We start from the raw sequence: 19,606 nt of genomic DNA, 5'->3' as shown, positions 1-19,606 counted from the left end.
GCCCGGCCGCAGCGCCAAAAACGGGGCGCCGCGGCGATCTCCCGGGCCGAGCGTTGGTTTACACTGCCGCGCCCGCATGAACGAAAAGCTCTTCATCTCCGCCCTGAAGCTCCTGCCGAAGAACACCGTCTCGCGCCTCGCCGGCGCGCTCACGCGCTGGAACGCGCCCGCGTCGGTGCGGCTCGCCGCCATGCGGGCGTTCGCCGCGCGCTACGGCATCGATCTGTCCGAGTGCCCGGAGCTCCAGGTCTACGGGACCTTCGGCGAGTTCTTCGCGCGGCCGCTCCGGCCCGGGCTCCGCCCCATCGCGCCCGGCGACACGGTCGTCGTCTCGCCCGTGGACGGGGCCGTCTCCGAGGCCGGCACCGCGGCGGACGGGCGGCTCGTCCAGGCGAAGGGGATCGACTACTCCGTGGGCGCGCTCGTCGGCGACGAGGCGCTCGCGCGGCGGCTCCAGGGCGGCGCCTACACGACCGTCTACCTGTCGCCGCGCGACTACCACCGCGTCCACTTCCCGCTCGGCGGCAGGATCACCGGCTGGCGCTACGTGCCGGGCCAGCTCTGGCCCGTGAACCCCGCGTCGGTCCGGAGCGTGCCGGGCCTCTTCACCGTGAACGAGCGGCTCGTCACGATCCTCGAGACGCCGCTCGGCGCCTGCGCGGTCGTCGCGGTGGGCGCGACGGTCGTCGGCCGGGTCCGCGCCTACTACGACCCCACCGTCCCGGTGACGAACCTCAAGGCGGCGACCGCCGCCGCGCGCGACTACGCCTCGCCGCTGCCCGCCGAGAAGGGCGGTGAGCTCGGCGCGTTCGAGATGGGCTCGACCGTCATCCTGCTCTTCGAGCCGGGGCGCGTGCGCCTCGACGCCCGCCTCGTGCCCGGCGCGCGGGTGCGCGTGGGAGAGCCGATCGGTGGGCCCCCTTGAGCCTTTTCTGGTAGAGAGACGCGGCGATGGCGACGAAGATCAACGGCGTCAAGGGGATGAACGACCTCCTGCCCGGCCAGGCGGCACGCTGGCAGGAGATGGAGGCGATCGCGCGCGAGGTGTTCGCGCTCTACGGGTACCGCGAGGTGCGGACCCCCGTGGTCGAGCCGGCGCAGCTGTTCGCGCGCGGCGTCGGCGAGGCGACCGACATCGTGAAGAAGGAGATGTACGTCTTCGAGGACAAGGGCGAGGACCTGCTCGCCCTGCGCCCCGAGGGCACCGCCGGCACGGTGCGGGCGTTCATCGAGCACGGCGCGTTCGTCGAGGGCCCGCAGAAGTGGTTCTACGTGGGCCCGATGTTCCGCCGCGAGCGGCCGCAGAAGGGCCGCTACCGCCAGTTCCACCAGATCGGCTGCGAGGCCTTCGGGATCGCCGAGCCGTTCCTCGACGCCGAGCAGATCGCGCTCCTCGACGACTTCCTCGCCCGCCTCGGGGTCCGCGCCGAGCTGAAGCTCAACTCGGTCGGCGACCGGAGCTGCCGCCCGGCGTACCTCCAGGACCTCCGCGCGTACCTCGGGTCGCACAAGGGCGAGCTCTGCGCCGACTGCAACGAGCGCATGGAGCGGAACCCGCTGCGCGTCCTCGACTGCAAGGTCGAGAGCTGCCAGCCCGTGCTCGCCGCGGCGCCGCGGCTCCTCGAGCGGCTCTGCCCCGAGTGCGCCGCCCACTTCGAGGCCGTGAAGAGCGGCCTCGACGCGCTCGGCGTCCGCTACACCGTGGACACGCGCCTCGTGCGCGGTCTCGACTACTACGTCCGCACCGCCTACGAGTTCACCTCCGACGCCCTCGGCTCGCAGTCCGCGGTGGCGGGCGGCGGCCGCTACGACGGGCTCGTGGAGACCCTGGGCGGGCCGCCCACGCCGGGCATCGGCTTCGCGCTCGGCCAGGAGCGGCTCGCGATGATCCTCGAGAAGGCCGGCCGCGCCGCGCCCGAGCGCAAGCCGGTCGTGTTCTTCGTCAGCGCCGACGAGGCGGGCGCGCGCGAGGCGCTCCGGCGCGCCGCGGAGCTGCGCCGCGCCGGGATCGCCTGCGAGCTCGACCCGCGCGGCGGCAAGATGAAGGCGCAGTTCAAGCAGGCGGAGCGGGTCGGCGCGCGCTACGCGCTCGTCCTCGGCGGCAACGAGGTCCAGACCGGCCAGGCGAAGCTGAAGGACCTCGCGACGCGCGAGGAGACGCCGGTCGCGCTCGCGGACCTCGTCGCGCGGGTGAGGTGATCCGCCTCCTCGTCATCGCGGGGCCGACGGCGTCGGGGAAGACCGCGCTCGCCGTCGCCCTCGCGCGCCGCCTCGGCGGCGAGATCGTGAACGCGGACTCGCAGCAGGTCTACCGCGGGCTCGACGTCGGCACCGCCAAGCCTTCACCCACCGAGCGTGCCGCCGCGCCCCACCACCTGCTCGACGTGGTGGAGCCGGGGGAGGGGATGGACGCGGCCCGCTTCGCGGCGCTCGCCGACGCCGCCATCGCGGACGTCGCCGCGCGCGGCCGGCTCCCCATCGTCGCGGGCGGCACCGGGCTCTACGTGCGCGCCCTGCTCCACGGCGTGGTCGCGGCGCCCGGCCGCGATCCCGCGCTCCGCGCGCGCCTCGAGGAGGAGGCCGCGCGGCTCGGCCGCCCGGCGCTGCACGCGCGGCTCGCCGCGATCGACCCCGAGTCGGCGGCGCGGATCCGCCCGAACGACCTCGTGCGGATCGTGCGCGCGCTCGAGATCGCCGCCGCTGGGCGGAGGCCGTCGGAGCTCCACGCCGAGCACGCGTTCCAGCCGGACCGCTACGCGGCGCGGCTCCTCGCGCTCGACCCTCCGCGCGCGGCGCTCCACGCGCGGATCGACGCGCGCGTGGTGGAGATGTTCGCCGGCGGGATCCTCGACGAGGCGCGCGCGCTCGTGGCGCGCACCGGCGGTGCGCTCCCCGCGAAGCTGCCCATCGGCTACGCCGAGGCGGTCGCGTGCGTGCGCGGGGAGCTCGAGCTCGCGGAGGCGATCCGGCGCGTGCAGGTGGCGCACCGCCGCTACGCGCGCCGGCAGGTCATCTGGCTCCGGCGCGAGCGCGGCGTCGAGTGGATCGCGCCGCCGGTGGACGTCGAGGTCTTGGCGCGGCGCGTCGAAAACGGCTGAGAAGTCCAGCGCCTCGACCGTGCGCTCCGGCCGCCTCGTGCTATAAGGCGCGACGTGACGAAGCCAGCCCATGCCCTCGACTTCGAGCGCCCGCTCATCGCGCTCGAGTCCAAGATCGCCGAGCTGAAGGAGCTGTCCGGCGGCGCCCGCGTCGACTTCACCGACGAGATCCAGAAGCTCGAGAAGAAGGCGAAGCGGCTCCAGGCCGAGATCTTCAGCGAGCTCTCGCCGTGGCAGACCGTCCAGCTCGCGCGCCATCCGAACCGGCCGTACACGCTCGACTACCTCGGCCGGCTGTTCACGGACTTCTTCGAGCTCGAGGGCGACCGCCGCTTCGCCGCGGATCGCGCCATCGTGGCCGGGTTCGCGCGCTTCGACGGCGAGCCGGTGCTCGTGATGGGGCACCAGAAGGGCCGCGGCACGAAGGAGAACATGCTGCGGAACTTCGGGATGCCGCGCCCCGAGGGCTACCGCAAGGCGCGCCGGCTCTTCGATCTCGCCGAGCGCTTCCGCCGCCCGGTCATCATCTTCATCGACACGCCCGGCGCGTACCCCGGCATCGGCGCGGAGGAGCGCGGCCAGGCCGAGGCCATCGCGACGAACCTCGAGGTGATGTCGTCGCTCTCGGTCCCGTCGATCTCGGTGGTCATCGGCGAGGGCGCGTCCGGCGGCGCGCTCGGGCTCGGCGTGACGAACCGGATCCTGATGCTGCAGTACGCCTGGTACAACGTCATCTCGCCCGAGAGCTGCAGCTCGATCCTCTACCGCGACTCCACCCAGGGCAAGAAGTCGGCGGAGGCGCTGAAGCTCACCGCGAAGGACCTCGCGGGCTTCGGCATCACCGACGAGATCATCCCCGAGCCCGAGGGCGGCGCGCACCGCGATCACGACCTCGCCGCCGAGAACGTGCGCGGCGCGATCCGACGCCACCTCGCGGAGCTCGAGAAGCTCTCCCCCGAGCAGCTCGTCGTCGATCGCTACAAGAAGTTCCGGGCGATGGGCGTGTTCACGACCGAGGAGTAGCGCGGGGCCTTCGCGAGCGCGGGGGCCGTCGGGTATAACCGTCGCCCCATGCCTCTCGTCCCGCCCCACGTCGCCTCGCTGACGCCGTACGTCCCCGGGAAGCCCATCGAGGAGGTCGAGCGGGAGTACGGCGTATCGAACGTCGCCAAGCTCGCCTCCAACGAGAACGCGCTCGGCCCCTCGCCCCTCGCCCTGGCGGCGGCGCGGGAGGCGTGCGCGAAGGTGCACCTCTACCCGGACGGCTCCGCGTACGTCCTCCGCAACGCGCTCGCCGCGAAGCTCGGCGTCCCGCCCGAGGAGGTGATGGTCGGGAACGGGTCCAACGAGCTCATCGAGCTGCTCGTCCGGTCGTTCGTGCTCGACGGCGAGGAGGTCCTGACGAGCGCCCAGAGCTTCGTCGCGTACAAGCTCGCCGCGCACGAGCACGGCCGCACGCTCGTCGAGGCGCCGATGAAGGCGCGCTTCCACTACGATCTCGACGCGCTCCGCAAGCTCCTCTCCCGCCGCACGAAGCTCGTCTTCCTCGCGAATCCCGACAACCCGACGGGCACCTGGTTCACGGAGGCGGAGCTCACCCCGTTCCTCGACGCGGTGCCGAAGGACACCCTCGTCGTGCTCGACGAGGCGTACGTCGAGTACGTGGACGCGCCCGGGTTCCAGGACGCGCTCGCGCTCCGGCGGAAGTACCCGAACGTCGTGGTGCTCCGGACCTTCTCCAAGATCTACGGCCTCGCCGGCATGCGTCTCGGCTACGGGCTCGCGCGGCCGGAGGTGGTGGAGTACGTCGACCGCGTGCGGCCCCCGTTCAACACGAGCCTCGTCGCCCAGGCGGCCGGCGCCGCGGCGCTCCAGGACACCGCGCACGTCGCGAAGAGCCGCGCGCTCGTCCTCGAGGAGCGGCCGCTCCTCGCGAGCGGCCTCGCGGCGCTCGGCGCGACCGTCGTCCCCTCCCAGGGCAACTTCGTCCTCGCCGACTTCCCTGGCCGGACGGGCAAGGAGCTCTTCGAGGCGCTGCTGCGCGAGGGCGTGATCGCGCGCCCGGTGGCGGGCTACGGGTTCCCGAGCGCGCTGCGGATCACCGTGGGGCTCCGGCGCGAGAACGAGCGCTGCCTCGCGGCGCTCGGGAGGATCCTCGCAGCGTGACCGCCGGCCGGCCGTTCATCGTGGCGATCGACGGCCCCGCGGGCGCGGGGAAGTCCACCGCGGCGCGGCGGGTGGCCTCCCGCCTCGGCTTCGCGATGGTCGACACCGGCGCGATCTACCGCACGGTCGCGCTGGCCGCGGCGCGCCGGGGGATCGCGTTCGAGGACGACGCGGCGCTCGGCGCGCTCCTGCCCGAGCTCGAGATCCACTTCGCCCCCTCGCCGGGCGGCGGCCAGCGCGTCCTGCTCGGCGCGGACGACGTCTCGGTCGAGATCCGCACGCCGCCCATGTCCATCGGCGCGAGCGCGGTCTCGGCGCGCCCGGTCGTGCGGGCCGGGCTCCTCGAGCTGCAGCGCCGCCTCGCCTGCGCGCCGGAGAACCGGGGCGCCGTGCTCGAGGGGCGGGACATCGGGACGGTCGTGTTCCCCGACGCGGACGTGAAGTTCTTCCTCACCGCCTCCGCGGAGGAGCGCGCGCGCCGGCGCCACGCCGAGCTCGGCGCGAAGGGCGACCCGTCGACGTACGACGAGGTGCTGGCGGATCAGCTCCGGCGCGACAAGAACGACTCGGAGCGTGCCATCGCGCCGCTCCGGCCGGCGGACGACGCGCGGGTGGTGGACACGAGCGGCGTGCCGCTCGACGCGGTGGTGGACGCGCTGGTGCGCGCGGTCGAGGAGCGGCTCCAGGCGGAGGGGCGGAGCAGAGCGTGAGCGAGGAGCGCAGGTACGGGCCGAAGGAGTGCGGGAGCTGCCGGCTCTGGCGGCCCATCCTCGAGGACGCCCGCGGCCCCATCGGCCCCTGCCGCCTCGGCGTCCGCACCGGAGACTTCCCGGGCACCGCGCCGGCCTGCGAGCGCTACCTCTCCCGCGACGCCGCCATCCCGACCGCGCCGCCCCCGACGCAGCTCCGCCGGCGCGCGCCGCGCCCGTCGAGCCCGCTCGTCCACCGCGGCGCGGATCCCGGCGCGCCGCTCGAGCGCGCGCCGCTCGCGCCCGCCGCCGCTCACCACCGTCCTTTCCCGCAGTCCGCGCCGCAGTCCCCCTGGCCCGAGGAGCTGACCGACATGACCCGCGAGGAGTTCGCCGAGGCGATCCGCGAGGCGCTGCGCGAGGAGGGGGCCGACGTCCGGCTCGCGCCGCGCTGGGAGGGCGGCACCGTGGTCCTCAAGCCGGGCGACGGGCAGACCCAGCCGAAGGAGATCCCCCTCGACTCGCTGTTCCACAAGATCGTGATGATCCGCGATCGGCTGCGCGTGCTCGAGCAGAAGGTCAACGCGAACGACAAGCTCTCCGACGCGGAGAAGATCGAGCTGCAGCAGTACGTGACGCGCTGCTACGGTTCCCTCACGACCTTCAACGTCCTCTTCCGCGACGACCGAGACAGGTTCGTCGGCGACAAGGGCGAGAAGGGCTGAGGGGTTCGCTAGCCTCCACCGTCGAACCGCGACTCCCGGTCGTACCCGCCGTAGCGATCGCGGGACTCCGTCTGGACGTCCGCGTCGCCTGCGCTCGCTGGCGATCGCCGGCCGGTGCCGGTCGCGCCGCTCGCGCGGTGGTAGCTCGCCTCGTACGCCGGCGCATCCCGGGCGCTCGCCGCCTTCGCCGCCTCCCAGGCACGCCGGTACGCGTCGCGCGCGCCCTCGAGCTCGCCGCTCCGCTCGAGCGCCAGGCCGAGCGCGTGCCGCGCGCGGGGCGAGGACGGGTAGAGCTCGACGGTCCGGCGCAGCGTGCGGACCGCGCCGTCACGGTCGCCCTCGGAGAGGAGCTGCAGGCCCGAGAGCGCGAGCGCGCGCTCCGGCGGCGGGACCGCGAACCCGAGCCGCTGCGAGAGCGCGCGGTAGTGGGCCTCGACCGCCGCGGCGCCGCCGCGCGGCCCCGTCGCCTCGGGGGACACCGGCATCGACCACCCGTCGAACACCTCCTCGAGGCCGGCGTAGTAGCTCGCGAAGGGCGTCGTGACGTGATCCTCGCCCGCGAGGTGGAGCGCCCGCAGGTGGACCGCGCCACCGCGGGCGAGGAGCCCCTTCAGCTCCTGGAAGCGGGCGGCGGCGAGCCGGCCCTCGTCGCCCACCGTGAGGACGATGGTCCCGGAGAGGCCGTCCTTGCGCCCGAGCGCGTCGCGCACCTCCCTCGCCGCGAGGTCGCGGTCCCAGCCGAGCGTCGGGCTCGCGGCGATGGCCGCCTGGAACACGCCGGGCCGCGCGGCCATCGCGTGCAGCGCGAAGAGCCCGCCGAACGAGTGGCCCGCCAGGATCCGCAGGGGCTCGGTCCGGTAGCTCTGGTCCACCCAGGGCACGAGGTCCTGCGCGAGGAAGGCGAGGAAGCGCTCCCCGCCGCCGCTCGTCTCGTACGAGACCTCCTCGCCTCCGCCCTGCTCGAGCTTCCCATGCGTCGGCGTCAGGTCGCGGACGCGGTCGGGGTGTGCGAGGCCCACGAGGAGCACCTCGGGCATGCGGCCGGCGCTCGCGAGGAAGCGGGCCGTCGTCGCGAGGAGCGGCAGCGTGCGCTCACCATCCGTGAAGTAGACGACGGGATACCGGCGCTCGCCGCGCTCGTAGCCCGGCGGCGTCAGGATGTACACGGTGCGCTCCTCGCCGAGCGCCGGAGACCTGAGCGTCACCACGCGCACGGGGAGATCCTGCGCGAGCGCGAGCGCGTGGGAGGCGACGGCGAGCAGGGCGGCGGCGACGAGCTTCATGGGGAGTGCCTCCGGAGGGCGCGAGGTCCCCGCAGCATAGGGGAGCCGGGGAGGGCGTCGCGCGGGCCCGAGGAGTCAGCGCAAGGAGGGGCGTGCCCGGCTCGCGTGACGCTTCGTTCGCGGCCGAGCAGGACGTCCCCTCGAGGCCGTGCGCTCGGAGATGGGAGGGCCGAAGCTCGTGGCAGATCGCGCGCTTGACGCCCGGTTGGGTGCTCGGTATTACGAACCACGAATTCGTGCGAACAGCTCCGCCTCCAGGGAGAGGCACACCGCATGCGCTCGAGCTTCACCGTCCTCCTCCTCCTCGCCGGGCTCGTGCCCGCCGGCGCGCGGGCGCACGAGGTCCTCCACGACGTCGAGCGGGGGCGAGCGCTAGCGGTCCGGGTGTACGAGTCGGACGGGGAGGCGCTCGCGGACGCGCCGTTCGAGGTGTTCTCGCCGTCGACGCCGGGAGCCGCCTACCTGGCGGGCCGGACGGATCGGGCAGGCTGGCTCGCGTTCGTCCCCGACGCGCCCGGCCGCTGGCGCGTGAAGGTCGTGGAGGCCGGCGGGCACGGGCTCGACACGACCGTGGAGGTCGCGCAGGCCGGGGCGGCCGCCCAGGGCGGTGCGCGAGCGGGCGGCGGCGCGGCGTTCGTGCTGCGGCCGCTCCTCGGCGCGGCGGTCATCGCGGCGGTGTTCGGCGCGCTCGTCCTCCTCGCGCGGCGCAGATCCACGAGCGGCTAGCGATGCACGTCCCCGACGGCTTCGTCTCCCCGCAGCTCACGCTCCCCGCGCTGGCCGTCTCGGCGCCGCTGTGGGCGTGGGCGGCGCGCCGTCACTTCGGCCGCTCCGCGGCGGACTCGCTCCCTGTGGTCGGCGCGCTCACCGCGGTGGCGTTCGTCGTCCAGTCGATCATGATCCCGCTCCCGGGCGGCACCTCCACGCACCTCCTGGGCGTGACGCTCCTCGCCATCCTGCACGGCCCGCTCGTCGCGTTCGTGTGCGAGTCGCTCGTGCTCGTCGTGCAGGCGCTCTTCTTCGGCGCGGGCGGCTTCACCGTGCTCGGCGTGAACGCCCTCGCCATGGGGCTCCTCGGCCCGCTCGCCGGCTGGCTCGTGCACCTCGCGCTGCGGCGGGCCTCGCCGCGGGGCGCCGCGCTCGTCGCCGCCTGGGTCGCCGTGCAGGTCTCGACCCTCGCGGTGGCGCTCGTCCTGGGGCTGCAGCACCGGCTCTCGCCGGCCTACTTCCCGACCCCGCTGCCGGTGACGCTCGCGGCGATGATGATCCCGAGCCTCGCCGTCACCGGGCCCGCGGAGGGGCTCTACACGCTGTTCGCACTGTCGGTGCTGCGGAGGGCGAAGGTCCGTGAAGCGCTCTGAGCCGCGGCGCAGCCAGCTCCTCCTCGCCCTGTGGGCGGCGTCGGTCTTCGGCCTGTCGGCGCTGACTGGCCTCCGCGGGCTGTCGCTCGCGACGCTCCTCGCGCTCCTGCTCCTCCGCCGGGGCGCGCTCCGCGCCGCGAGGCGCGTCCTCCGCTCGGTCGTGCCGGTCACGGCCTTCCTCTCGCTCGCGTCGGCGGGGTGGCTCCGGCTCGTCACCGGCCGCTGGCCCGACGCCGAGCCGTTCGTGGCGCTCGCGCTCCGCGCCGCGCTCATCGCCTTCGTGACCTTCTCCGCGCTCGCTCGGATCGAGCTCTTCCGCGCGCTCGCGCCCTTCCCGACGGCGAGCCGGCTGCTCGTCCTCACGCTCGCGCAGGTGCACGCGCTCCGGCTGCTCGCGACGGACTCGCTCCTCGGCCTCAGGAGCCGCATGCTGCGCCGCCCCGGGCCGGTCGACGTCGTCCGGGGCGCGGGCGGGATCACCGGCGCGCTCCTCACGCTCTCCATGAAGAACGCGCGCGACGTCTCCGACGCCATGCGCTCCCGGGGGTTCTAGTGCCGTTCCAGCTCGACCACGTGACCCTGGAGCTCTCCGGCCGGGCGGTGCTCCGCGACGTCTCCCTCTCCGTCGCGCCGGGCGAGCGGGTCGTCCTCCTCGGCGTGAACGGCTGCGGGAAGACCACGCTCCTCCGGGCGCTCGACGGCCTCGCGTTTCCCGCCGCGGGCGAGCTCCGCTACGCCGGCATCCCGCTCACGGCGCGGGCGCTCGACGACGCGACCTTCCGGCGCCGGTTCCGCAGCGAGGTGGGGCTCCTCTTCCAGAACGTGGACGCGATGCTGTTCAACCCCACGGTGGCGGACGAGCTCGCGTTCGGTCCGCGCCAGCTCGGCGCCCTCGACGTGGACGCGCGCGTGCGCCGCTGGGCGGAGGCGCTCGAGCTCGTGCCGTTCCTGGACCGCCCGCCGTTCGAGCTCTCCGGCGGCGAGAAGAAGCGCGTGGCGCTCGCCGCGGTCCTCGCGCTCGATCCGAAGGTGCTCCTCCTCGACGAGGCCACCGCGAACCTCGACCCCGCCGCCGCCGCGCGGGTGGTGGAGCTCCTCGCCGCGCTCGACGTGACGACCGTCGCCACGACCCACAACCTCTCGGTCGTCGAGGAGCTGGGAGACCGGGCGATCCTGCTCGACCGGGCGGGCGGCGGGATCCTCTTCGACGGCGCCCCGGCCGAGCTGCTCCGGGACGAGGCGCTCCTCGTGCGGAGCGGGCTGGCGCACCGGCACGCCCACCGCCACGGCTCCGCCGAGCACGCGCATTTCCACGTCCACGACGCCGAGTAGCGGGAGGGGCGGTGCCGGGAGGGACGGGGGCCCGGCAGGCTGGCCACGGCGGAGGAGGGCGTTATATAGAGCGCCGCGTGGAAGTGAAGATCGCCAAGACCGCCGGTTTCTGCTGGGGCGTCCGCCGCACCGTCGACAAGGTGATGGAGGTCGCCGACCACTCCTCCGGGCCCGTCGTGACGCTCGGGCCCATCATCCACAACCCGCAGGCGGTGGCGCGCTTCCGCGAGAAGGGCGTCGGCACCGTCAACGCCGTCGGCGAGGTGACGGACGGGACCACCGTCGTCGTCCGTACGCACGGCGCGGTGAAGGAGGAGCTCGAGCGCGCGGACGGGCGCGGGCTCGAGGTCGTGGACGGCACCTGCCCCTACGTGAAGTACCCGCAGGCGATGGCCCAGAAGCTCAGCGCCGAGGGGTATCACGTCGTCATCGTCGGGGACGCGAACCACGCCGAGATCAAGGGCGTCGTGTCGTTCAGCGAGGGCCCCTGCACGGTCGTGAAGCCGGGCGGCCCCATCCCGGAGATCCCGGCGAAGAAGGTCGCCGTCATCGCGCAGACCACCTGCATCGGCGCGGACTTCGAGGCGGTCGTGGGCGCGCTCGCCCTCCGGCACAAGGAGGTCCGGGCGGTGAACACCATCTGCAACGACACGGAGGAGCGGCAGGCGGACGCCCGCTCGCTCGCCCGCGAGGTGGACGCGGTGGTGGTCGTCGGCGGCAAGAACAGCGCGAACACGCGCCATCTCGCCGAGATCTGCCGCGAGATCCAGGCGCGCACGTGGCACGTGGAGACCGAGGCCGAGCTCCGGCCGGAGTGGTTCGACGGGTGCCAGGTGGTCGGGCTCTCGGCCGGCGCCTCGACGCCCGACTGGGTGGTCGAGGGGGTGGCGAGCTGGCTACGCGCCCTCCGCCCGCAGGGCGCGCCTTGACCCCGTGATCTCGGGCGTGTAGCGTGCGCCTTCCAAGATTCCCGATGTACGCCGGGGTATTCCCGGCGCGCGGCGCGCCTTCGATCCCCGGGGCGTCGGCCGCGACACGAACCAGGGGGCTTGCTGTGGTTGACGCCGGGGCGGTCCTGAGCCGCTCACCCAGAGTCGCAGGTCCGGCGTGATCCCGACAAAGGTTGGTCTTTTCCGAATGGAGAATCAGACTCCCCGTACGCCCGAAATCGAGACCGAGGACTTCGCCACGCTCTTCGCGCAGAGCGAGGCCCAGGCCGGTCCCATCGAGGAGGGCAAGGTCGTTTCCGGCACCGTCATCGCGCTCTCGAAGGACTATGCCGTCATCGACATCGGCTACAAGTCCGAGGGCCAGGTGCCGATGTCCGAGTTCGTCTCGGCGCCCGGCGGCGAGCCCGCCGTCAAGGTCGGCGACAAGGTCGAGGTGCTCGTCGAGTCCCGGGAGAACGACACCGGGATGGTCGTCCTCTCCAAGGAGAAGGCCGACAAGATGCGCATCTGGGACGAGATCTCCGCCGCGTGCGAGCGCGACGAGCTCGTCGAGGGCGTGATCGTCGGACGCGTGAAGGGCGGCCTCTCCGTCGACATCGGCGTGAAGGCGTTCCTCCCCGGCTCGCAGGTCGACATCCGGCCGGTCCGGAACCTCGACAAGCTGATCGGCGAGAAGTTCAAGTTCAAGGTCATCAAGTTCAACAAGAAGCGCGGCAACATCGTCCTGTCGCGCCGGGTCCTCCTCGAGAAGGAGCGCGAGGAGCTCAAGAAGGAGACCCTGAAGAACCTGAAGGAGGGCGCGGTCCTCAAGGGCCAGGTGAAGAACCTGACCGACTACGGCGCCTTCATCGACCTCGGCGGCATCGACGGCCTCCTCCACGTCACCGACATGAGCTGGGGCCGCATCGGCCACCCGTCGGAGATGTTCGAGGTCGGCCAGGAGGTCCGGGTCGTCGTCCTCAAGTTCGACCCCGCCTCCGAGCGCGTCAGCCTGGGCCTGAAGCAGATCCAGGAGGACCCGTGGCACCGCGCCGACGAGAAGTATCCGGTCGGCACGCGCGTCAAGGGCAAGGTCGTCTCGCTCACCGACTACGGCGCGTTCATCGAGCTCGAGCAGGGCGTCGAGGGCCTCGTCCACGTCAGCGAGATGAGCTGGACGAAGCGCGTGAAGCACCCCTCGAAGCTCGTCAACCAGGGCGATCAGGTCGAGGCGGTCGTGCTCGACATCGACCCGAAGGCGAAGCGGATCAGCCTCGGCATGAAGCAGATCGAGGCGAACCCGTGGACGCTCCTCGAGGACAAGTACCCCATCGGCACTACGATTCGCGGCGAGGTCCGCAACGTCACCGACTTCGGCGTGTTCGTCGGCGTCGAGGAGGGGATCGACGGCCTCGTGCACGTGTCCGACATCTCGTGGACCGAGCGCATCAAGCACCCGGGCGACAAGTTCAAGAAGGGTGACGTGGTCGAGGCGGTGGTGCTCAACATCGACGTGGAGAACGAGCGCTTCAGCCTCGGCATCAAGCAGGCCCACGTCGATCCCTGGACGACGCTCTCCGAGCGCCACCCGGTGGGCTCGCGCGTGAAGGGCAAGGTCACGAAGGTCACCGACTTCGGCGCGTTCGTCGAGATCGAGCCGGGCATCGAGGGCCTCGTCCACGTCTCCGAGATGAAGGACGAGCGCGTCGAGAACCCGCGCGACGTGGTGACCGAGGGCCAGGAGGTCGAGGTCAAGGTCATCGACATGGACCTCCACGAGCGCAAGGTCGCGCTGTCGATCAAGCAGCTCAACCGCGACGGCGGCGAGGACGACTACCGCGAGTACCTGCGCCGTCAGGGCGACGGCCGCGCGCGGCTGGGCGACCTGATGGAGAAGTTCAACCGCCGCAAGTAGTCGAGCTCCGGTGGCAGTCCAGAGCGGCGCGTCCTCGTGGACGCGCCGTTCTCTTTTTTTACCCCTACACCGCCTGCATGAGCAGGTAGGCGAGCGCGTCGAGCGGGAGGACCTCGTCCGTGAGGCCTCCCAGCACGGCCTCGCCGTTCATGCCGAAGATGACCGAGGACTCCTTGTCCTGGGCGACCACGGTGCCGCCCGCGGCATGGAGGGTCGCGAGGCCCTTCACGCCGTCGTGGCCCATGCCGGTGAGGATGAGCCCGAGCGCGGCGGGGCCGAACGAGCGCGCCACCGACTCGAACAGGTAGGTCCCGGAGGGCTTGAAGCCCTCGATCGGCGGCGCGTCGGAGAGCTCGATCCGGTCGCCCTTCACCCCGAGGTGGCGTCGATCCGGCGCGAGGTAGACCGTCCCGGGCGCGAGCGGCTCGCCGTCGTCGCCGACCTTCACGCGGAGCGGAGACGACTCGCCGAGCCACTTCGCGAGCCCCTCCGCGAAGCCCTCGGCGATGTGCTGCACGACGAGGAGCGGCGCGCGGAAGTCGGCCGGCAGCTCGGAGAGGATGCGCGACAGCGCGGGCGGACCGCCGGTCGACGCGGCGATGGCGACCACCCGCGCGCGCGTGCGCTGCGGGCGCGCCTCGGGCGCGGCCGCGCCGGGCCGCGGGGACTGGACGCGCGGCAGGAGGTTCACCCCGGCCATCGCGCGGGCCATGGTGAGGAGGTGCCGCGCCTGCGCGTCGAAGTCGGGATCGCCGGGCGCGGGGGGCTTCGGCACGACCGCGAGCGCGCCGGCCTTCATCGCGTTGAGCGCGAACCCGACGGAGTTCACGTCCTGGCCCGAGACGACCACGATCGGCGTGGGGAGCTCGGTCATGATCCGGAGCGTCGCGTCGAAGCCGTTCATGACCGGCATCTCGATGTCCATCGTGACGAGGTCCGGCTTCAGCCGCCGGGTGAGCTCGACGGCCTCCTCGCCGTTCCGCGCCCGGCCGACGATCTCGAAGCCCGGCTCGAGCGCGAAGATCGCCTCGAGGAGCCTGAGCGACGCCTCCATGTCGTCCGCCACCACCACCCGGATCATGGGACCTCCTCGAGCAGCTCCGAGAGCGTGTCCAGGAGCACGCGCTGGTCGAACGTCGACTTCACGAGGTATGCGTCGGCGCCCGCCTCGAGGCCGCGCCGCCGGTCGGCGTCGCTCTCGAGGGCCGTCAGCAGCACGACCGGGACCCGGGCGAGCCGGGGGCTCTGCCGGATCGCCCGGGTCAGCTCGAAGCCGTTCATGCCGGGCATCTCCACGTCCGACACGACGACGTCGGCCCCGTGCTGCCGGAGGAGCGACCAGGCCTGCTCTCCGTCGGCCGCCGTCGTCACGTCGTACCCGGAGGCCTCGAGGATGCTCCGCGCGAGGGCGCGGGTGGTGGCGGCGTCGTCCGCGAGGAGGACGCGCCGCCGCGCGGGCCCGGCCTCGCGGGCCGGCGCCGCCGCGAGCGCCGCGGCCGCGTGGGAGCGCTCCACGAGCTCGCGGCTCGCGAGGACCACCGCGAGCTCGCCACCCGGCAGCGCCGCGACCGCGCTCGCCAGGGGGAGCCCGGCGAGCCGCCCGCCGAGCGGCTCGAGCGACAGCTCCCGCTCCGCGAGCACCTCGTCGACCGCGAACGCGGCGCGCTGCCCGGCCACGTCCATCACCACGGCCATGCGGCGGTCCTCGGCGCGCCACGGCCCCGACGCGAGCCCCAGCGCGTGGGCGAGCGGCGCGATGGGCACCGGCTCGCCCGCGAGCAGCACGGTCCTCCCACCGCTCGTCGCGAGGAGCTCGGGGCGCAGCCGGAGCACGCGCTCGACGTCCAGCGCCGGCACCGCGAAGCTCTGGCCGGCGTCGCGGGCGAGCAGCGCGCGCAGCCCGTAGAGCGTGGTGGGCACCGCGAGCTCGAAGCAGGTCCCCCGTCCGCGCGCTGACGTCACCGCGACCGAGCCGCGCATCGCGCGCACGGCACTCGCGACGACGTCGAGGCCGACCCCGCGGCCGGAGAGCTCCGTCACCGCGGTGGCGGTGGACAGCCCGGGCAGGAAGACGAGCTCGAGCGCCCGGCGGCGATCGGGGGGGACGGGCAGGCCGCGGCGGCGAGCCTCGTCGCGCAGCTGCTCCGGGTCCAGCCCCCGGCCGTCGTCGCGGACGCGCACGAACACCCGCTCGCCCTCGATGCGCGCGTCGACCTCGATGCGCCCGCGCTCCGGCTTCCCGCCGGCGCGCCGCTCCTCGGCGGGCTCGATGCCGTGGTCCACGGCGTTTCGCACGAGCTGGGCGAGCGGCTCACGGAGCGCGTCGACGACCGAGCGGTCGAGCTCGAGCCCCTCTCCTCCGACCGCGAGCTCCACCTCGCGCCCGAGGGCGGCGGCGACGTCCCGCGCCGCGCGCTCGAGCCCGGCGGTCGCGTCCGCCCACGGTCGGAGCCGCAGCGCGCGCACGTCGGAGGCGAGACGGCGCGTGCGCCGCTCGAGCGCGCGGGCCTCGACCGCGAGCTGGCCACGCAGCGCCGCGAGCCCGCGCTCGACCCGGCCGAGCTCGTCCTCGACGCCGAGGGCCGCGCGCGCCGCGGCGGCCTCCACGGCGGCGCGCCCGCGCTGGACGGCCGCCGCGCGCACCAGGATCGGCCGGGCGGCGCGCAGGGCCCTGCGGAGCCTCCGCACCTCCCGGGCGAGCTCGTCCGCGCGCGTCGCGCGCGCCTCGGCCTGGGTGGCGGAATCGAGCAGCGCTCCGCCCGCGACCGCGATGGCGTCGAGTCGCTCGGGGGCGAGGCGCAGGGAGCCGGCCCGGCGCGGCCGAGCGGCGTCGGAGGGCGGGGGAGGCGCGGGAGCGGTCGTGGGTGGGGTGGAGGGCGGGGGCGACGGAGCCGGCGTCGAGGTCGAGGTCGGGGTCGGGATCGGGGTCGGGCTCGGGCTCGGGGTCGGGGTGGGGGCTGGGGTCGCGATCGCGGCTGGGCTCGGCTCACCCTCCGTCCTCTCCCGCAGCAGCTCCCGCGCCCGGGCGAACGGGGCCTCCTCGATCTCCGTGAGCGGCGCCTCGGCGAGCCGCTTCTGGGCCTCGGCGAGCGCGTCCACCGCGGCGAGCAGCGCGGCGAAGTCCTCCGGCCCGAGCGGGCGCCCCTGATCGCGCGCCGCGCCGAGCAGCGACTCCATCGAGTGGCAGGTCGCCTCGATCGGGCCCGCGCCGGCGGCGCGGGCGGACCCCTTGAGCCCGTGCGCGGCGCGGAACACGTCGGCGAGGAGGGTGTCGCGCGGCGGCCCGGGCTCCGCCTTCTCCAGCGCGACGAGCCCCTCCTCGAGCACGGGGACCTGCTCCGCGAGGTCGGTCGCGAGCGCGCCGCGCAACGACTCGAGCAGGGCGTCGCGGTCCATGCGTCACCGCGACGTGGTGACGAGGAGCTGGCGGAGCCGCTCGCCGAGCGCGGTGAGATCGCGGACGGCGAGCTCCGACTGCTTCGTCGACGTGACGTACTGGCTCGCGACGTTGCTGATGTCGCGGACCGCCTGCGTGATCTGGCCGATCCCGGTCGCCTGCTGCGCGGTCGAGTCCGCGATCTCCTGGACCGCCCCCGAGAGCCGCGCGCCGAGCTCGGCGAGGTCGCGGATCACGGCGCCCGCGTGCTGCGCGGCCCGCACCGCCGCCTCGAGGCTCCGCGTGCTCTCCTCGGTGGAGAGCACGGAGCGGTTCGCGCGCTTCTGCACGTCCCCGAGCACCTGGCGCGCCTCCGCGGTCGCCCGCCGCGACTGCTCGGCGAGCGACTTCACCTCGGCGGCCACCACCGAGAACCCCTTGCCGTGCTCGCCCGCGCGCGTCGCCTCGATCGCCGCGTTCAGCGCGAGCACGTTCGTCTGCTCCGCCAGATCGTCGATGAGGCCGGTGATGTCGCCGACCGCGTTGGCCTGCTCCGCCAGCTCCAGGATGCTCCGAGCCACGCCGTCGGCCTGCTCCTTCGCGCGGCCGATCACGTCCACGGCCTCGTCCACCGCGCCGTGGCCCGTGCGAGACAGCTCGTCGGAGTGGCGCGCGATGTCGGCGGCCTCGCGGGCGCGGTCGGCCGCCCGCTCCGAGGAGCGCGCGACCTCGTCGAGGGAGGTCATCGTCTCCGAGACCGCCGCGAGCTGCTGCTGCGCGCCGGAGGTCTGCTGCGCCGTGCTGGCGAGGATCTCGTTCGCCGCGGTGGCGAGCCGCGCGGCGGTCTCGCCGACCGCGCGGAACATCTCCTCGAGCTTCGCGCGCGCGTCGCGCTCCAGCGCGAAGTTGCGGCGCAGCTTCTGGGTCATGTCCTCGAAGGCCCGGCCGAGGAGAGAGAGCTCGTCGCCGCCCCCCACCGCGATCGCCACGCCTTCCTCGCCCGCCGCCACGCGCTGCGCCGCGGAGGAGAGCGTCGCGATGCGCTGCGCCACCCTCCGCGCCGCGAGCACGGTGGCGGCGACCCCGGCGAGGAGGAGCGCGAAGAGGAGGAACGCCCAGCGCTGGCGCGCCTCGACCGAGCCCGCGAGCTGCCCCTGCGCCGAGCGCATCCAGCGCTCGAGCTCGGAGGCGGCGTCGAGCGTCCTCCGATCCAGCGCGTCGAGCTCGCCGGGCGCGGCGGGGCCTCCCGAGGCGAGCCGCAGGAGGATGGGCCGGACGCCCTCGCGCCAGGCCCGCTCGGGCGCGTCGAGCGCGGCGAGCAGCCCGGGGTCGTCGAGGGCGTCCACCCCGGCGGCGCGGTCCCCGCGGCGGAGCGCCTCGAACCACCTGTCCAGCGCCTGGACGCGCTCCTCGATGCGGGAGCGCAGCGCGGGCGTGTCCTCGGCGCGCGCCGCGGCGCGGAGGTGGGCGAGGGCCACGAGCTGCGCGTAGTGCACCGTGCCGTTCGACATCTCGTGCAGGAGCGCGCCGTCGGACCCGACGCGCCGGACGATCTGGACGCTGCTCCACAGGGCGAACGCGGCGAGGAGGAAGAGCACGAGGCCGAGGCCCGACAGCCGGAACGTGAGCGAGCGGTGGAAGGGCAGGTCGCGCGTCACGGGCCGTCGCCTCCGGGGCCCGGCGGCGCGTCGCCGAGGAGCGCGGCGCCGTCGAGGACCACCCGCGCCGCTCCCGTCGTGCCGAGCAGCGGCGGCGCCGCCTCGTGCAGCTCCGCGCGCGCGATGCGCAGGACGTCGATCACGTCCGCGGCGAGCGCGAGCTCCGGCGCGCGCCGGCCGAGCACGATCGCCCAGCGCCGGGGCGCCGCGGCGGCGCCGCCGCCGAGGAGCGCGGGGGCGTCCACGAGCGGGCAGGGACGCCCGTCCACGGACATGACGCCGACGACGTCGGCGGCCGCCCCCGGCACTCGCGCCACCGCGCCGACGCGCTCGACGCGCAGCACCGCGCCGAGGGTCACGGCGTAGCGCTCGGGCCCTGCCTCGAACGCCACCACGTCGAGCCGCTCCCCTTCGGCCAGGGGAGGGGCAGGCGGCACCGCGAGGGCGCGGGCGCGCTCCGCGAGCACGCCGGCCGCGCGCCGCTCCTCGCCCTCCTCGGTTCGGTCCCGGGGCACGTGTCGACTCGCCTCCTCCCTCCACGTTCAACGTAGCGTCAGGGGAGCGGGGGGCCATCCCCCACGAGGCGCGACAGGTGGAACCGCGCCGCCTCGCGCAGCGCACCGGCGGTCATCCCATGCGACAGCGCCAGGGGCGTCCCGGGCGGCACCTGCGCCGCGAGCGCCGCCGCCGTCCGGAACGCACCGGCGGCGCCGCGGAGGTCGCCGCGGCGGAGGCGCAGGAGCGCGGTGAAGAAGTGGACGAACGGCTGCCCGCGGGCGAGGTACCGCGCGCGCCGGCACGCTTCCTCGGCGTCCTCGAGGCGGCCGAGCTCGGTCAGCACGACGGAGCGCTCGAAGTGCGCGTCCGGATCGAGCGGCCGCCGGCGGACGGCGTCGTCGACCGCGGCGAGCGCCTCCGGCAGGCGCGCGGCGTCGACGAGCAGGTGCGCGGCGGCGAGGTCGGGATCGGCGGGGAGCACCGCGGGTGGGAGGCCGGGCTCGGGCGGGGGCCGGCGAGGGCGCTCCGCGGCGGCCGTCCTCGCCGCGCGGGTCGGGGCCGTCCGGATCGCGCGGG

At 74.5% G+C, this 19,606-nt stretch carries 19 protein-coding genes; 13 read left to right on the top strand and 6 right to left on the bottom strand.

Going from position 1 to position 19,606, the window contains the following annotated elements:
* Positions 1 to 76: 76 nt before the first annotated feature.
* From asd to MNY60_RS15780, 7 genes are read left to right on the top strand one after another with little or no spacing between them, the layout of a single operon-like run.
* Entirely contained in the window at positions 77 to 925 is an 849-nt protein-coding gene (gene asd, locus MNY60_RS15810; protein ID WP_242361117.1) for an archaetidylserine decarboxylase, read from the top strand.
* A gap of 26 nt (positions 926 to 951) precedes the next feature.
* Positions 952 to 2,199 carry a histidine--tRNA ligase gene (hisS, locus tag MNY60_RS15805; protein WP_242339509.1) on the top strand — a complete coding sequence of 416 codons (1,248 nt, stop codon included), beginning with the start codon at positions 952 to 954 and terminating at the stop codon, positions 2,197 to 2,199.
* Positions 2,199 to 3,098 (top strand): tRNA (adenosine(37)-N6)-dimethylallyltransferase MiaA, encoded by a 900-nt coding sequence (gene miaA / locus MNY60_RS15800; protein WP_242339538.1) that lies wholly within the window; start codon positions 2,199 to 2,201, stop codon positions 3,096 to 3,098. Before hisS ends, miaA begins: the two co-directional genes overlap by 1 nt.
* Positions 3,099 to 3,152: 54 nt before the next feature.
* Positions 3,153 to 4,121, top strand: coding sequence for an acetyl-CoA carboxylase carboxyltransferase subunit alpha (locus MNY60_RS15795; RefSeq protein WP_242339512.1), 969 nt, complete (start codon positions 3,153 to 3,155; stop codon positions 4,119 to 4,121).
* 48 nt (positions 4,122 to 4,169) lie between these two features.
* Positions 4,170 to 5,264, top strand: coding sequence for a histidinol-phosphate transaminase (gene hisC / locus MNY60_RS15790; protein ID WP_242339514.1), 1,095 nt, complete (start codon positions 4,170 to 4,172; stop codon positions 5,262 to 5,264).
* Positions 5,261 to 5,974 carry a (d)CMP kinase gene (cmk, locus tag MNY60_RS15785; protein WP_242339516.1) on the top strand — a complete coding sequence of 238 codons (714 nt, stop codon included), beginning with the start codon at positions 5,261 to 5,263 and terminating at the stop codon, positions 5,972 to 5,974. Before hisC ends, cmk begins: the two co-directional genes overlap by 4 nt.
* Positions 5,971 to 6,678, top strand: a complete 708-nt coding sequence (locus MNY60_RS15780; protein ID WP_242339518.1) for a hypothetical protein — start codon at positions 5,971 to 5,973, stop codon at positions 6,676 to 6,678. Before cmk ends, MNY60_RS15780 begins: the two co-directional genes overlap by 4 nt.
* Before the next feature lie 8 nt (positions 6,679 to 6,686).
* On the opposite strand, the gene MNY60_RS15775 is transcribed toward MNY60_RS15780, so the two are convergent.
* Entirely contained in the window at positions 6,687 to 7,961 is a 1,275-nt protein-coding gene (locus tag MNY60_RS15775) for an alpha/beta hydrolase (protein WP_242361115.1), read from the bottom strand.
* A gap of 273 nt (positions 7,962 to 8,234) precedes the next feature.
* Here MNY60_RS15775 and MNY60_RS15770 point away from each other — a divergent pair, with 273 nt between their 5' ends.
* The 6 genes from MNY60_RS15770 (at position 8,235) to MNY60_RS15745 (ending at position 13,498) form a co-directional block, all read left to right on the top strand.
* Positions 8,235 to 8,687 (top strand): DUF4198 domain-containing protein, encoded by a 453-nt coding sequence (locus MNY60_RS15770; protein ID WP_242361113.1) that lies wholly within the window; start codon positions 8,235 to 8,237, stop codon positions 8,685 to 8,687.
* A gap of 2 nt (positions 8,688 to 8,689) precedes the next feature.
* Positions 8,690 to 9,322 (top strand): energy-coupling factor ABC transporter permease, encoded by a 633-nt coding sequence (locus MNY60_RS15765; RefSeq protein ID WP_242339523.1) that lies wholly within the window; start codon positions 8,690 to 8,692, stop codon positions 9,320 to 9,322.
* Positions 9,309 to 9,875: a hypothetical protein gene (locus MNY60_RS15760; protein WP_242355726.1), complete on the top strand. Its 567-nt coding sequence runs from the start codon at positions 9,309 to 9,311 to the stop codon at positions 9,873 to 9,875. The genes MNY60_RS15765 and MNY60_RS15760 overlap by 14 nt, the downstream gene beginning before the upstream one ends.
* The gene (locus MNY60_RS15755; RefSeq protein WP_242339527.1) at positions 9,875 to 10,654 is read left to right on the top strand and encodes an energy-coupling factor ABC transporter ATP-binding protein; all 780 of its coding nucleotides are present in this window, start codon (positions 9,875 to 9,877) and stop codon (positions 10,652 to 10,654) included. Before MNY60_RS15760 ends, MNY60_RS15755 begins: the two co-directional genes overlap by 1 nt.
* Before the next feature lie 77 nt (positions 10,655 to 10,731).
* On the top strand, positions 10,732 to 11,583 hold the full coding sequence (gene ispH, locus MNY60_RS15750; protein WP_242339530.1) for a 4-hydroxy-3-methylbut-2-enyl diphosphate reductase: 852 nt from the start codon (positions 10,732 to 10,734) through the stop codon (positions 11,581 to 11,583).
* 208 nt (positions 11,584 to 11,791) lie between these two features.
* Positions 11,792 to 13,498, top strand: coding sequence for a 30S ribosomal protein S1 (locus tag MNY60_RS15745; RefSeq protein WP_242339532.1), 1,707 nt, complete (start codon positions 11,792 to 11,794; stop codon positions 13,496 to 13,498).
* Positions 13,499 to 13,562: 64 nt separating this feature from the next.
* Here MNY60_RS15745 and cheB read toward each other — a convergent pair whose 3' ends face one another.
* The 5 genes from cheB to MNY60_RS15720 form a co-directional block, all read right to left on the bottom strand.
* Positions 13,563 to 14,579: a chemotaxis-specific protein-glutamate methyltransferase CheB gene (gene cheB / locus MNY60_RS15740; RefSeq protein WP_242339534.1), complete on the bottom strand. Its 1,017-nt coding sequence runs from the start codon at positions 14,577 to 14,579 to the stop codon at positions 13,563 to 13,565.
* Positions 14,576 to 16,894, bottom strand: a complete 2,319-nt coding sequence (locus MNY60_RS15735; RefSeq protein WP_242361111.1) for a response regulator — start codon at positions 16,892 to 16,894, stop codon at positions 14,576 to 14,578. Before MNY60_RS15735 ends, cheB begins: the two co-directional genes overlap by 4 nt.
* Positions 16,895 to 16,897: 3 nt before the next feature.
* Positions 16,898 to 18,532: a methyl-accepting chemotaxis protein gene (locus MNY60_RS15730; protein ID WP_242341538.1), complete on the bottom strand. Its 1,635-nt coding sequence runs from the start codon at positions 18,530 to 18,532 to the stop codon at positions 16,898 to 16,900.
* Positions 18,529 to 19,047 carry a chemotaxis protein CheW gene (locus tag MNY60_RS15725; RefSeq protein WP_242341539.1) on the bottom strand — a complete coding sequence of 173 codons (519 nt, stop codon included), beginning with the start codon at positions 19,045 to 19,047 and terminating at the stop codon, positions 18,529 to 18,531. Before MNY60_RS15725 ends, MNY60_RS15730 begins: the two co-directional genes overlap by 4 nt.
* Positions 19,048 to 19,085: 38 nt before the next feature.
* Positions 19,086 to 19,606 (bottom strand): tetratricopeptide repeat protein (locus tag MNY60_RS15720; RefSeq protein WP_242361109.1); only part of this gene is annotated, 521 nt, incomplete at its 5' end.

It is taken from the genome of Anaeromyxobacter sp. SG17 (assembly GCF_022690695.1).
GTDB classification, from domain to species: Bacteria; Myxococcota; Myxococcia; order Myxococcales; family Anaeromyxobacteraceae; genus Anaeromyxobacter; species Anaeromyxobacter soli.
Note: the sequence above shows the minus strand (reverse complement) of the source record. Positions and strands in the feature narration are given on the sequence as shown.

What these genes read in the sequence shown, in the direction of transcription:
- MNY60_RS15765 (WP_242339523.1), top strand. Translation starts at nt 8,690, where the DNA reads ATGCACGTCCCCGACGGCTTCGTCTCCCCGCAGCTCACGCTCCCCGCG.
- MNY60_RS15770 (WP_242361113.1), top strand. Translation starts at nt 8,235, where the DNA reads ATGCGCTCGAGCTTCACCGTCCTCCTCCTCCTCGCCGGGCTCGTGCCC.
- MNY60_RS15745 (WP_242339532.1), top strand. Translation starts at nt 11,792, where the DNA reads ATGGAGAATCAGACTCCCCGTACGCCCGAAATCGAGACCGAGGACTTC.
- MNY60_RS15735 (WP_242361111.1), bottom strand. Translation starts at nt 16,894, where the DNA reads ATGGACCGCGACGCCCTGCTCGAGTCGTTGCGCGGCGCGCTCGCGACC.
- cheB (WP_242339534.1), bottom strand. Translation starts at nt 14,579, where the DNA reads ATGATCCGGGTGGTGGTGGCGGACGACATGGAGGCGTCGCTCAGGCTC.
- MNY60_RS15775 (WP_242361115.1), bottom strand. Translation starts at nt 7,961, where the DNA reads ATGAAGCTCGTCGCCGCCGCCCTGCTCGCCGTCGCCTCCCACGCGCTC.
- asd (WP_242361117.1), top strand. Translation starts at nt 77, where the DNA reads ATGAACGAAAAGCTCTTCATCTCCGCCCTGAAGCTCCTGCCGAAGAAC.
- hisC (WP_242339514.1), top strand. Translation starts at nt 4,170, where the DNA reads ATGCCTCTCGTCCCGCCCCACGTCGCCTCGCTGACGCCGTACGTCCCC.
- hisS (WP_242339509.1), top strand. Translation starts at nt 952, where the DNA reads ATGGCGACGAAGATCAACGGCGTCAAGGGGATGAACGACCTCCTGCCC.